Consider the following 12,353-nt stretch of genomic DNA (forward strand, 5'->3'; position numbering starts at 1 on the left):
CTTCTGCGTCATCTCGGGGTGCGATGTTCCCGCGAGTTGCCGCGAAGTGCCCCTTCAGCGCTTATGAAAGGGGCGTTCGGCGGATGTCGCGGGCGCGTTCTCGCTACCGGCCGGCGGCAGTTGGGGTCAGGCCTCGGTTGCCGCGATGGTCCAGCTGGCGGAGTGGGAGGCTCCGGGGGCCAGACGAACCAGGTCCTCGCCGGTGGAGAAGGCATCCGGTGGGCAGGTCATCGGTTCGACGGCCAGGCCGATGCGGCTGGGCTCCGGTGCCGGCCGGTCGGCGGTGTGCACCTGCAGCCAGGGCAGCTCGGCGCCGAAGCTCATGCGCACCCCGGTACCGACCGGGCTGGTCACTGTGACGCTCGCCTCGCCATCCGCGTCTCTGGCGATGGCGGTGAAGGCGTGATCGATGAAGGTGTCACCGATCAGCCGGGGAGCGCGGAAATCGAACTCGGGGGTGGAATCGACCGAGGCCACCGCCACCGGGCTGAGCCTCTCCGGCGTCACCGTGAGGTAGCTGTCGGCCGGGAACTGCAGCGTCCAGTCGTCGACGGAGCCTGGGCCGGCGACGAGGTAGGGGTGCGGGCCCGTGCCGTACGGGGCGGTGGTGGCGCCGAGGTTGTCGGCGGTGACCCTGCTGGTCAGGCCGTCATCGTCGAGGCGGTAGGTGACCCCAACCGTGACCCGATGCGGGTAACCATCGCTGGGCACGATGGTGGTGCGCAGTGTCACCGCGTCGGTGGTGCGGGCTTCGAGCGACCAGTCCGCCCAGCAGACCAGGCCGTGCAGGGCGTGCGAGCGGCTGGGCTCGGTGAGGGGTAGCTGGTAGGCGACGCCGTCGAAGGTGTAGCTTCCGTCGACGACCCGGTTCGGCCAGGGCGCCAGCACGGCGCCACGGTAGCCGGGGCGCACCTCGTCCACGTCGAACGGCACCACCAGATCGCGACCCTGCCAGGTGAACCGACGCAGGCTCGCGCCGATGCTGGCGATCGTGGCGGAGTAGTCACCGTGGCTGATCGTGTACTGCAGGCCGGAGAGGGGCAGCACGGACGCATCCGCGCCGGTGCCGGTCAGATCGGTGTCGGTGGTGACGGCGGCGTCAGTCATGGGGCAGCACTCGTTTCAGGTAGGGGTTCATGAACCGGCCGGCCGGGTCGACCCGGCGCACGTGCGCCGCGAAATCGCCCAGACGGGGGTATGCCCTGGCGAGGCCCGCCGGGGACATCGTGGCGACCTTGCCCCAGTGCGGGCGCGGCGCGAAGGGCTCGAGGGTGTGTTCGATCAGGGGCAGCACGGCCAGGATGGCCTCGGGCAGCGGCTTCCAGGTGAAATGGATGGCGAGCGAGTCGCGGGCGTAGCTCGGGCTGAGCCAGGCGGTGTCGGCGGCGACGCTGCGCAGCTCGGAGACGTGCAGCAGCGGGGCGATCCGGTCGCCGATGGCGCGGAGCGCCGTGATCGCCGCGACGGCGTGCTCGGCGGGAATCAGGTACTCGGACTGGATCTCCTCGCCGTGGCTGGGCTGGAACTCGCTCCGGAAGTGCGCGAGACGTTCGTTCCAGGGGCCGGGTTCGCGCAGCTGGGCGGTGACACTGTCAGCGGCGACACCGGGCAGGGGGTGCACGGTCACGCTGGCCTCTGTGGCGCCGAGGGCGACCAGGTCGACCTCTGGCCCGTCCACGTCCGGCCGGCGCTTCGACCAGATCTGGTGGGTGTTCTCGCCCTGGAAGGTGGTGAACACGCTGACGCTGTAGCCGCCGGACATGATCGCCGACCAGTTCGACAGGGCGGCCGCCCACGGCAGACCCTCGTGCACGTGTTGAGCGACCTCGAAGTGCGGCTGCACCCTCAGGGTGACCGCGGTGACGATGCCGAGGGCGCCGAGTCCCACCACGGATGCGGCAAAGTCCGGGTCGTGCTCACGCACGATCTCCAGCTGCCCGGAGGCTCGCACGATCTCCAGCGCCAGAACCGACGAGGCGAGCGAGCCGTTGCGCACTCCCGAACCGTGTGTGCCGGTCTGCACTGCTCCGGCCACGGAAATGTGTGGCAGGGAGGCGAGGTTGGGCAGAGCCAGGTCGTTGGCGGCGAGGAACGCGCCGACCTGGGCGTAGGTGCTGCCGGCACCCACCCGAACGCTGACGGCGACGCCGTCGTCGCCGAGCTGCAGGGTCGGCTCGACCACCAGCTCGTCCAGCGCCACGAGGGTGCCGGCCGTGTCGGCGATGAGGGAGAACGAGTGCCGGGAACCCAGGGCCTTGAGCTGTCCGTCAGCGGCGTCCACCGCGGCCACGATCTCCGCCACCTCGGCCGGAGTGGTGGGATGCCTCACGTCGTGTGTCGAGTACTCGACGTTGCCGGCCCAGTTCTTCATCGAAACCACTTCTCTCGGAGTATGCGCGGGGTTGTCACCCCTGCGAAAGAGCGTACATCCCCGCCTCGACGGTGACAGCGAGGCCGTCGCTCAGCAGCCCGGCCAGAGCGCGTTCGAGTTGCACGGGTTCAGCCCACAGCCCGTCGATCTCGGCACGGGTCACCGGGTGATGGGTGGCGCGCAGCTCGGCCATGATCAGGCCGCGCACCTGCCGGTCGCTGCCCTCGAACTTCTTCTGCACCGCCTTCTTCGGTCCGGTGTACTGCGGGTACCCGTCCGCGCGCCAGGCGCAGGCATCCCGAATGGGGCAGGCCTCGCAGCGCGGGCTGCGGCTGGTGCACACCACGGCGCCCAGCTCCATGATCGCCGCGTTGAACACGGCGGCAGCGACGGGCTCCTGCGGCAGTAGCGCCGACATCGCGTCGAGATCGCGGGCGCGGCTGGGCGGCGCCGGTTCGCCCTGCCCGCCTACGGCCCTGGCGATCACCCGGCGGGTATTGGTGTCGACCACCGGATGCCTGTGGCCGAACGCGAAGGCGGCCACCGCCCTGGCCGTGTAGTCGCCGATGCCGGTGAGGGCCAGCAGTTCGTCGATGTCCTCAGGCACAACCCCGCCGTGCCGCTCGGTGATCTGCACGGCGGCGGCGTGCAGCCACAGCGCCCGCCTGGGGTAGCCCAGGCTGGACCACGCCCGCACGGCCTCGCCAGGTGGCACCGCGGCAAGGTCGGCCGGCGCCGGCCAACGCTCCAACCACTCGGTCAGGCGGGGAATCACCCGACTGACCGGCGTCTGCTGCAGCATGAACTCGCTCACCAGGGTGCCCCAGGCGCTGAAGCCGTCGCGCCGCCACGGCAGGTCGCGGGCATTCTCGCCGAACCAGGCGCTGATGGTGTGGCTGAGGTCGGGGGAGACGCTCCGGGCTGTGACGTTCATCCGTTCTAACCTAGGCTCGATTCATGAAGCTCGTTTCCACCCCGCGCGTCGAGTACCTACGTACCCTCGCGGCCGAGATCCTCAACCTGAACGGTCGGGGCCGGGTGATCGTGGCCGTGGACGGCGCGGACCACGCCGCCCGCACCGCCTTCGCCGACGACCTGGCGGCAGTGTTCGACGAGGCCGAGAAGCCGGCGTTCCGGGCGTCACTGCGGTACTTCCAGCGCTCCAGGGATGGGCAGTCCGAGTTCGGGCCTGAGACGCCCGAGCGTTTCTACCGGCACGGCTACGACTATTCCTCGCTGCGCCGGGTGCTGCTCGAACCGTTCCGGCTGGGCGGAAGCACCGCGTTCGTCACCCAGGTTTTCGACCCCGACCGGGATACCTGGATCGAGCCCACCTGGACGACCGCCCCGACGGATGCCTTCCTCGTGATCGACGGCGAGTTCGCCCTGCGCAGTGAGTTGCGGGACGGCTGGAATTACCGGATCCTGCTGGAGAGCGAAGCGACCTCTGAGGCCGATTACCTCTACCAGAAAGAGGAACGCCCCCGCCAGGTGGCGTCTGCGGTGATCGACCTCAGCGAGAGGCACCAGCCGCAGCGGGTCTTCAGCGACTCCTGCTGAACCGCGCCAGCACCTGCTCCGGCCGGTAGAACGTGCCCCGTTCCTCCACCTCGTGCACCAAAGCGGTGAGCAGCGCGTTCACCGGCGTCGGCACGCCGGCGACACCGCCCTCACGCACCACGGCGCCGTTGAGGTAGTCGACCTCGGTGCGCTGGCCGCGGGTGACGCTCTGCAGGGTCGAACCCAGGTTGGGCACATCGCCCATACGGGCGCGCATCCTCAGCGGCAGCACCTGACCGGCCCAGGCCGGCGCCAGCGAGAACAGCCGCAGTCGGCGGTCGCCCAGGGCCTGCATGGCGCCGAAGCGGATGCCGCGGCGGATGCCGACCCGCACGGCTTCACGCATACTCAGGGTCATCACGCGGCGCAGACCCCGATCGGCGACGACGGCCTGAACGCTCAGCCCGGTGATCGCCGGCAGGGCATTGAGCATGTTCACCACGAGCTTGGTCCACTGGGCGCCCACGAAATTGTCGATGACAACGCAGGGAACGGCCTCCGCGAGCACGCCCTGCCAGCGGCGGGTGGCCGCATCGGCCGCTCCGGCGCCGCGGCCGAGGTAGGTGGGCGCCGCCGTCGTGACGGTGACCAGGCCGGGCTCGGTGTAGTTGGCGGCGATGATCGACAGCGCGCCGAAGCAGTCCGAGCGCGGCAGCAACCGCCTGGCGGTGTCGACACCGTCGAGGCCGTTCTGGATGACGATGACCGCCGCCCCGTCGAGCACGGCCGCGTTCTCGCTGATGGCCGCCTCGGCATCCTGCGCCTTGGTGCAGACCAGGGCCAGATCGGGTGTCTCGACCAGCCGCTCGAGGGCACGCGGATGCGCCGTCGCCTGGCCGAATCCGCCCTCCAGCCGAATGCCCCGGTCGCGGATCGCGGCCAGCCCGGCCCCGCGGGCCGTGACGGTGATCTCGTGGCCCGCCGCGCTGAGCAGAGTGGCGAATGTTCCGCCGAGGGCGCCGGCACCGATCACAGCAATTCGCATGCACTCAGCCTAGAGTCACCGCTCTCGCGAGGTGCTCCGCGCCCGGGGTGGTCGGGTTCCGTGGCAAGCTCGATGTGTGTGCTTCCAGAGGAGCACGGCCTGACCCAGCCCACGAAGGACCCCCAGTGAACGCGCCCCGCCGTAAACCGAGCAGCACCACGAGCGGCCTCGTACTGATCGACAAGCCGCAGGGCTGGACCAGCCACGACGCCGTCGCCCGCACCCGCCGCCTGGCCAACACCCGCAAGGTCGGCCACGCCGGCACCCTCGACCCGATGGCGACGGGCCTGCTGATCCTCGGCATCAACAGCTCCACCCGGTTGCTCACCTACGTGGTGGGCCTCGACAAGGAATACCTGGCCACGATTCGGCTCGGTGCCGCGACGACCACGGACGACGCCGAGGGGGAGGAGCTCACCCGCGCGCCCGCCGGCGCGATCGACGCCCTGGCCGCAACAGCCATCACCGCCGGCATCCGCGCGCTCACCGGTGACATCAGCCAGCGGCCCAGCGCCGTGAGCGCCATCAAGGTGGACGGCAAACGTGCCTACGCCAGGGTGCGGGCCGGCGAAGACGTGGAACTGCCAGCGCGGCCCGTCACGGTCACCGAATTCGAGCTGGTCAGCAGCACCCCGGTCGACGCTTTCCTCGATCTCGAGGTGCGTGTGGTCTGCTCCTCCGGCACCTACATCCGGGCGCTGGCCCGCGACCTCGGCGCCGGTCTCGGCGTCGGCGGGCACCTCACGAGCCTCCGCCGCACCCGCATCGGCCCGTTCGGCATCGCTGACGCCGACCCGCTCGACCAGCTCGACGTGGGCCGGGCCATGATCGGTCCGGCGGATGCGGCCAGCCGGCTCTTCGACAGGTTCGACCTGGATGAGCAGCAGGCCATCGACCTCAGCCAGGGCAAACGCATCGCCGCGCCGGCCGGCGCCGTCGACGGCGGTCCCGTCGCCGCGGTCGACCCGCACGGTCGGCTCGTCGGCCTGGCCGAATACCGCGACGGCCGCGCCAAGTCGATCGTGAACTTCCCGCCGGATGCGCCGCCTGCCGCTCCGACCGACTCCGCGGACACCGCCGAACCGGAGGCATCGGCCGAACCGGCCGCCTCCGCCGAGGCAGGGGCCGCCTCGTGATCGAGTGGTTCACCTACCTGCAGCTGGGTGTCGCCATCATCGCAGGCCTCCTCTGCCTGGGCCTGGGCATCGCCGGCCGCAAACCCACCGACCTCAGCATGGGGGCCACGGCACTGGTCGAACTGCTGCTGATCGTGCAGCTCGTGGTGGCCATCGTGGCGCCGTTCACCGGCAACCAGGCCACGGGCAGCCTGCTGGAGTTCTACACCTACCTAGTCAGCGCCATCCTGCTGCCGCTGGCCGGAGCCGCGTGGGCCCTGATCGAACGCAGCCGCTGGAGCACCATTATCCTGGGTGTGGTGTGCCTGTCTGTGGCCGTGATGGTCTACCGGATGCTGCAGATCTGGACGGTGCAGGGCGTCTGATCCGCCGACGAGCGCGCCCGGCCGCGGCGGCGACACGGCGGTCGCGGATGCTGCGATAATTACTGAGCGATGAATGAGCTGCGAACCGACTCCGGAGACACGTCCACTGGCACGAAGACCCCCGCCAGGGTGACCGGTATCGGCCGTGTGCTGATCGCGGTCTACGGCGTGCTGGCCCTCGCGGCCACTGGGCGCTCGTTCGTGCAGATCGTGAGCAAGTTCGACGAGGCCCCCGTGGCGTATGCCCTGTCGGCCCTGGCCGCCGTGGTCTACATCGTGGCGACGATCGCCCTGATCAACCGCGGCGCGGCCTGGTACCGGGTGGCCTGGATCACCATCGGCTTCGAACTTCTCGGTGTGCTCGTCATCGGCACCCTCAGCCTGGTCGACCCCGAGCTGTTCCCGCACGACACCGTCTGGTCGTTCTATGGCCGCGGCTACCTGTTCATCCCACTGGTGTTGCCGATCCTGGGCATGTGGTGGCTGACCAGACACGCGCCGGCCCGCACCGCCCGAGACGGTGCCGCCGCATGACCGCCGCACCGAAGTCGCCCATGACGGTGCTCTACGGGCTCGACGACGTGCCGGCAGAGTGGCCGGCCTCCGCCGTGAGCATCGGCAAGTTCGACGGCGTGCACGCCGGCCACAGGGCCATCATCGGCGAGCTCAAGACCCTCGCCCGCCGGGAGGGCCTGGCCGCTGTCGTGGTCACCTTCGACCGGCATCCGCTCGCCCTGCTCAACCCGGAGCGGTGCCCGACCGAGCTGATCAGCGTGCAGCAGAAGCTCGACCTGCTCGCCGAGACCGGCCTCGACGCCACCCTCCTGCTCACCTTCGACACGGCGTTGTCGTCGCTGCCGCCGGAGGATTTCGTGCGGGACATCCTCGTGAACACCCTGCACGCGCGGCACGTGTCCGTCGGCCGGGACTTCAGGTTCGGTGCCCGCGGCGCCGGCGACGTCGAGCTGCTCACTGCTCTCGGCCGGCAGTACGGTTTCGACGTGCGACCGATCGACGACGTGATGCCGCAGGGGGAGCGCCGGGTATCGTCCACCTGGATCCGCGAGCTGCTCGCGGAAGGGGATGTACGCAGCGCCACCCGGCTGCTCGGGCACGCCCCGACGGTGCGCGGCGAGGTCGTGCACGGCGCGGCCAGGGGCCGCGAACTCGGTTTCCCCACCGCGAACCTCTCCAGGCTGTCCGAGGGGCTGATCCCCGCCGACGGTGTCTACGCCGGCTGGCTCACCGACGACGGTCAGCGCTACCCGGCCGCCATCTCCATCGGCAACAACCCCACCTTCGACGGTGTGGCGCAGAAGCAGGTGGAGGCGTATGTGCTCGATCAGGAGATCGACCTGTACGACCACGTCGTCGAGGTGTCCTTCGTCGAACACATCCGTGGCATGGTCGCGTTCACCGGTATCGAACCGTTGATCCGGCAGATGCAGGACGATGTCGTGAAGACCCGCGCGATCCTGCACCGCCCCCTCGACTAGGCCGGTTCTGGCGGGATGCCGGCCGTTTCCGCCGGCAGCGGGCCGCGACCGAACAGGAACACGATCAACTCGGCGGCGGTTCCCCGCAGGGGAGCGCCGTGGCCGACGCTCCACTCGGCATCCGTCGCCACCAGCCGGCGGATGCGCAGCACGCCCTTGATCTCGGTGGGCGCGGTGAGGCTGCGCCGCAGCGCCACGGCCCCGCCGGCGGTGGCGTGGATGGGCAGGTTGAGGCCCAACGGCCGCGCCAGGTCGAGGCCGTGCACCACGGCCTCGGTCAACTCGCTGATGCCGCCGCGGCCCACACCGGCGGTCTTGGCGGCCGCGATTTCGCGCAGGCTGGCGATCAGGGCGTCGGGTTCGGCCTCCGCGGCCGCCCGGCTCACGGCGTCGATGGCGCGGCCGGGGTGCCAGACGTCGGCCAGGTACGCGCGGGCGGCGCTGCCGAGCAGTTCGCGGTTGCTACTGCCGAGCCGCCAGACCAGGTGACCGGCCACATCCCGCACCCGCCAGCCGCCGCATAGGCTCGCCGTCTCCCACTGCTCGGGGGTGAGCTCGGCCAGGAGGTCGGCGATGGCCGTGACGGTCGCGCCGACGTGCCCTGACCACCGCGCGTTCACACCGGATTCGTTCCCGACGCTCCGCAGGCTCAGGGGGAGGTGACGCGCGAATTCTGCCATGCCGTCCAGCCTAGACTTGCTGAGTGTCAGCCACCCCGCCCCGCTCCCTCTGGGCCGGGCGCACCCTGGCGCTGGTCGGCATCATCCTCGTCGCCGCCACCCTGCGCACCGCGGTGGCGGGCATGTCGCCCATCGTCAGCCAGATCTCCGGCGACATCCCGCTGAGCTCAACCGCCATCGGCGTGCTCGGCATGCTGCCGCCGGTGTGCTTCGCGGTCTTCGGCATCTTCACCCCGGTGTACACCCGCCGGCTGGGGCTGGAGAACGTGCTGGTGCTCGCGCTCACCGCGATGCTGATCGGGCACCTCACTCGCGGCCTGGCCGGCTCCCTCACCATCCTGCTGATCGGCAGCGTCATCACCTTCGCCGGGCTCGGCGTCGGCAACGTGCTGCTGCCGCCGCTGGTGAAGAAGTACTTCCCCGACCGGGTCGGCCTGATCACCTCCCTCTACGTCACGACGTTGTCGCTGAGCACCCTGTTCCCGCCGCTGATCGCGGTGCCGGTCGCGGATGCCGCCGGCTGGCGGGTGTCTCTCGGCATGTGGCTCGTGCCCGTGGTCATCGCCCTCGTGCCCTGGCTGACCATGTTCGTCAGGCACCGCGTGCAGGTCACCCCTGGAGCCATCGTCGAGGAGGCCGAACCGGCCCTGGTCGGCCGAATTTGGCGCTCCTCGATCGCCTGGGCCCTCGCCGTGGTGTTCGCGGCATCATCGTTGAATGCCTACGCCATGTTCGCCTGGTTACCGCAGCTGCTCATCGACACCGCAGGAGTGACCCCGGCCCAGGCCGGAACGCTGCTGTCGGTCTACGCGGCGATGGGCATCCCGTGCGCCCTGTTGATTCCCTGGCTGACCGCGCGGCTGAAGAACGTCGCGGTGCTGGTGTACCTCGGGGTCGCCGTGTTCCTCATCGGCGACCTGGGCCTGCTGCTGGCGCCGGCCACGCTGACCTGGCTGTGGGTGGTCATGGCCGGACTCGGGCCGCTGCTCTTCCCGCTGGTGCTGGTGCTGATCAACCTGCGCACGCGCACCCACGCCGGTTCGGTGGCTCTCAGCGGGTTCGTGCAGAGCGTCGGGTACACGCTCGGCGCCCTCGGTCCACTGAGCGTGGCCCTGCTGCACGAGCTCACCGGCGGCTGGACGGCACCGTTGATCTTCCTGATCTGCACGGCGCTGGCCATCAGCGTCGCCGGCGCCGTGATCGCCCGCCCGCACCTGCTCGAGGACGACCTGGAGCGCCGCCACAGCTAGCAGCTGCTCATATGAGCAAGATCGCCAACGTGTGTTGCCCGGTATGCGGGCACAACCCTACGCTGGGGTCATCGGGAAGGCATCAGGAATGAGCGACATCGACGAACTCCTGTCCATTCGGGCGGCAGAGCTGTACTACGAAGAAGACAAGACCCAGGACGAGATCGGCACGATCCTCCGGCTCACCCGGTGGAAGGTCGGCCGGCTGCTCGCGCAGGCCAAGGCCAACGGCTTCATCCGCATCGAGATCGTGCATCCCCGAGCCAGAAGACTCGGCCTGGAACGCGCGCTCCGGGAGAAGACCGGACTGACCGATGCCATCGTGGTGTCCACGGCCGGCCTCGTCGATGAGACCGATCTGCACAAGCGCACCGCGCTGGCCGCAGCCGACTACCTCACCGCGCTCCGCCCGGTGCCGCGCACCCTCGGCATCAGCTGGGGCCGCACCCTGCACGACATCTCCGTGCAGCTCAAGCCCGGCTGGGCCAGCGGTGTCGACGTCGTGCAGATCAACGGGGGTGTGAGCCTGAACGCCCGGCCGGGCACGGCGGCGGCCACCGCGGTGAACATCGCCCAGAAGGGCGGCGGCCAGTTCACCCTGCTGCCCAGCCCGGCCATCCTGGAACGCGTCGAGACCAAACACGCCATCGCAACCGACCGGTCGGTCACCGCCGTGCTCGAGATGGGGTCGGCCGCATCGGCCTACCTGTTCAGCGCCGGGCAGGCGGATGCCGGCTCCGCCCACGTGGACAGCGGCTACCTGACCGTCGACCAGATCGACGAACTCGTGCGGAAGGGCGCCGTCGGCGACATCGTCGGCCGGTTCATCGACAGTGCGGGGCAGATCGTCGACCCGGCCCTGAACGAACGCACCTTCGGCATCCCGCTGGAGCACCTGCGCCGCGCCACCACCGCCATCGCGGTGATCGCCGGTCCACGCAAGCACGCCATTGCGCGCTCGGTGGTGCTCTCCCGCCTGTGCACGGTCCTGATCACCGACGAAGACACGGCCGCGGCTCTGCTCCAGACGCCCTGACCGCCCGCGAGCGGAGGACTAAGCCTCGTGCGGGCGGTCGGGGGTGTCGTCGCGGAGCAGGTCGGCCAGGGCCTGGTCGACGTCATCGAGCACGGGCGGCTCGCCCTTCGCGGCGCTGCTGAGCCGGGCGACCAGGGCCGCTGGGTCGTCGAGGTCTTCGTCGCGAGGCAGGATGTCGGGGTGTGCCCAGAGGGCGTCCCTGGCCTCATTGCCCACGGCATCCGTCACGGCCTGCCACATTGCGGCGGCCTCACGCAGCCGGCGCGGCCGCAGTTCGAGGCCCATCAGGGTGGCGAAGGCCGACTCGGCCGGTCCGCCGGATGCGCGGCGCCGTTTGACGGTCTCGTTGATGGCGTCGGCGCGGGGCAGCCGGCTGGTGGCCTCGAGGGTGACCACGTCGACCCAGCCCTCGACCAGGGCCAGCATGGTCTCCAGCCGGCCGAGCGCGGCGAGCTGCGCCTCGGTCTTGGGCGGGATCAGCGAGCCGTTGACCATCGCGTCGCGCAGTTCCTCCGGGTTCGACGGGTCGAAGCCGTCGGCCAGGGATTCCAGCCGTTCGGTGTCGATGCTGATGCCGCGGGCGAAGTCGGTGATCGAGCTGATCATGTGCAGGCGCAGCCACCTGGCGTGCCGGAACAGGCGGGCGTGTGCGAGTTCGCGCACGGCCAGGTAGATCTGCACCTGGTCGACGGGCACGTCCAGGCCCTCGCCGAACTCGGCGACGTTCTGGGGGAGAAGCGCGGCCTGCTGGTCGCCGAACAGAGGGATGCCGATGTCGCCGCCGGAGACGACCTCGCTGGAGAGCTGGCCGACGACCTGACCCAGCTGCATGGCGAACAGGGTGCCGCCGAGGCTGCGCATCATTTGGCTCGCACCGGCCAGCATGCCCCTGAGCTCCTCGGGGGCCTGCTCGGTGAGCACCTTGGTGAGCGAGTCGGAGATGCTCGTGGCCACGGGCTCGGCGAGCTGGCTCCACAGCGGCATGGTCGCGGTGACCCATTCCTTGCGGGTCATCAGCCGCGGCTCCACGGTGAGTTCGGCCACCGAGATCACGTCGTCCAACCAGAGGGCCGCGATGTGGAAGGCCTGCTCCAGCTCGGCGCGCTGCGCCGGGGTGGTGCTCTGCTGCCCGGTGGCCGCGCGTTCCTGGCCCTGCTGCAGCGCGATGTCCCAGTTGATGCCGCCGCTGCCGTCGCCGCCGGCGCGCAGAGCGCCCTGCAGCTGCTGCATCAGTGCGGCCACACTCGCCGGATCGTTGGGCAGCCCGGCAGCACCGGCCAGCTGGCTCGGGTCGATAGACGACTTGCCCGACAGTATGTCGCGGAGCATGTCCTGGAATTCGTCTTCTGGGTTCTGACCGTCGTCGGGTCGGGAGTCATCGGCCACTTCAGGCACCTCTCAGTTGCTTGCCTCTACGCTAGCCCGAGAACCCCGGCCAGAACTGGGAAATGACCTACGCTGGGTCCTTACGGTG

General features: G+C 70.2%; 13 protein-coding genes. 7 read left to right on the plus strand and 6 right to left on the minus strand.

Annotated features, from left to right (window positions below):
• Positions 1 to 126: 126 nt before the first annotated feature.
• From K2F54_RS08805 to K2F54_RS08815, 3 genes are read right to left on the minus strand one after another with little or no spacing between them, the layout of a single operon-like run.
• The gene (locus K2F54_RS08805; protein WP_220605501.1) at positions 127 to 1,107 is read right to left on the minus strand and encodes an aldose 1-epimerase family protein; all 981 of its coding nucleotides are present in this window, start codon (positions 1,105 to 1,107) and stop codon (positions 127 to 129) included.
• Complete coding sequence (locus K2F54_RS08810; protein ID WP_220605502.1) at positions 1,100 to 2,371, minus strand: D-arabinono-1,4-lactone oxidase; 1,272 nt, start codon at positions 2,369 to 2,371, stop codon at positions 1,100 to 1,102. Before K2F54_RS08810 ends, K2F54_RS08805 begins: the two co-directional genes overlap by 8 nt.
• Positions 2,372 to 2,405: 34 nt before the next feature.
• Positions 2,406 to 3,305: an HhH-GPD family protein gene (locus K2F54_RS08815; protein WP_220605503.1), complete on the minus strand. Its 900-nt coding sequence runs from the start codon at positions 3,303 to 3,305 to the stop codon at positions 2,406 to 2,408.
• 23 nt (positions 3,306 to 3,328) lie between these two features.
• On the opposite strand from K2F54_RS08815, the gene K2F54_RS08820 reads away from it, so the two are divergent.
• Complete coding sequence (locus K2F54_RS08820) at positions 3,329 to 3,931, plus strand: nucleoside/nucleotide kinase family protein (RefSeq protein WP_220605504.1); 603 nt, start codon at positions 3,329 to 3,331, stop codon at positions 3,929 to 3,931.
• Here K2F54_RS08820 and K2F54_RS08825 read toward each other — a convergent pair.
• Positions 3,915 to 4,916: a ketopantoate reductase family protein gene (locus tag K2F54_RS08825; RefSeq protein WP_220605505.1), complete on the minus strand. Its 1,002-nt coding sequence runs from the start codon at positions 4,914 to 4,916 to the stop codon at positions 3,915 to 3,917. The two genes, K2F54_RS08820 and K2F54_RS08825, sit on opposite strands and share 17 nt — an antisense overlap.
• A 125-nt stretch (positions 4,917 to 5,041) precedes the next feature.
• Between K2F54_RS08825 and truB the strand changes: the two genes are divergently transcribed.
• From truB to K2F54_RS08845, 4 genes are all read left to right on the plus strand, one after another.
• The gene (gene truB / locus K2F54_RS08830; protein WP_308287584.1) at positions 5,042 to 6,052 is read left to right on the plus strand and encodes a tRNA pseudouridine(55) synthase TruB; all 1,011 of its coding nucleotides are present in this window, start codon (positions 5,042 to 5,044) and stop codon (positions 6,050 to 6,052) included.
• On the plus strand, positions 6,049 to 6,417 hold the full coding sequence (locus tag K2F54_RS08835) for a hypothetical protein (RefSeq protein ID WP_220605507.1): 369 nt from the start codon (positions 6,049 to 6,051) through the stop codon (positions 6,415 to 6,417). The genes truB and K2F54_RS08835 overlap by 4 nt, the downstream gene beginning before the upstream one ends.
• A gap of 69 nt (positions 6,418 to 6,486) precedes the next feature.
• Entirely contained in the window at positions 6,487 to 6,951 is a 465-nt protein-coding gene (locus tag K2F54_RS08840) for a hypothetical protein (RefSeq protein ID WP_220605508.1), read from the plus strand.
• 20 nt (positions 6,952 to 6,971) lie between these two features.
• On the plus strand, positions 6,972 to 7,913 hold the full coding sequence (locus K2F54_RS08845; protein WP_220605610.1) for a bifunctional riboflavin kinase/FAD synthetase: 942 nt from the start codon (positions 6,972 to 6,974) through the stop codon (positions 7,911 to 7,913).
• Here the strand turns inward: K2F54_RS08845 and K2F54_RS08850 are convergent.
• Positions 7,910 to 8,593: a maleylpyruvate isomerase family mycothiol-dependent enzyme gene (locus K2F54_RS08850; protein ID WP_220605509.1), complete on the minus strand. Its 684-nt coding sequence runs from the start codon at positions 8,591 to 8,593 to the stop codon at positions 7,910 to 7,912. The two genes, K2F54_RS08845 and K2F54_RS08850, sit on opposite strands and share 4 nt — an antisense overlap.
• A 23-nt stretch (positions 8,594 to 8,616) precedes the next feature.
• Between K2F54_RS08850 and K2F54_RS08855 the strand changes: the two genes are divergently transcribed.
• Positions 8,617 to 9,843 carry an MFS transporter gene (locus K2F54_RS08855; RefSeq protein WP_220605510.1) on the plus strand — a complete coding sequence of 409 codons (1,227 nt, stop codon included), beginning with the start codon at positions 8,617 to 8,619 and terminating at the stop codon, positions 9,841 to 9,843.
• A gap of 88 nt (positions 9,844 to 9,931) precedes the next feature.
• The gene (locus K2F54_RS08860) at positions 9,932 to 10,879 is read left to right on the plus strand and encodes a sugar-binding transcriptional regulator (protein ID WP_220605511.1); all 948 of its coding nucleotides are present in this window, start codon (positions 9,932 to 9,934) and stop codon (positions 10,877 to 10,879) included.
• Between the two features lie 18 nt (positions 10,880 to 10,897).
• Here K2F54_RS08860 and K2F54_RS08865 read toward each other — a convergent pair whose 3' ends face one another.
• Complete coding sequence (locus tag K2F54_RS08865) at positions 10,898 to 12,265, minus strand: zinc-dependent metalloprotease (RefSeq protein ID WP_374107278.1); 1,368 nt, start codon at positions 12,263 to 12,265, stop codon at positions 10,898 to 10,900.
• Between the last annotated feature and the right edge of the window lie 88 nt (positions 12,266 to 12,353).

The sequence above is a fragment of the Cryobacterium inferilacus genome (assembly GCF_019599185.1).
GTDB classification, from domain to species: Bacteria; Actinomycetota; Actinomycetes; order Actinomycetales; family Microbacteriaceae; genus Cryobacterium; species Cryobacterium inferilacus.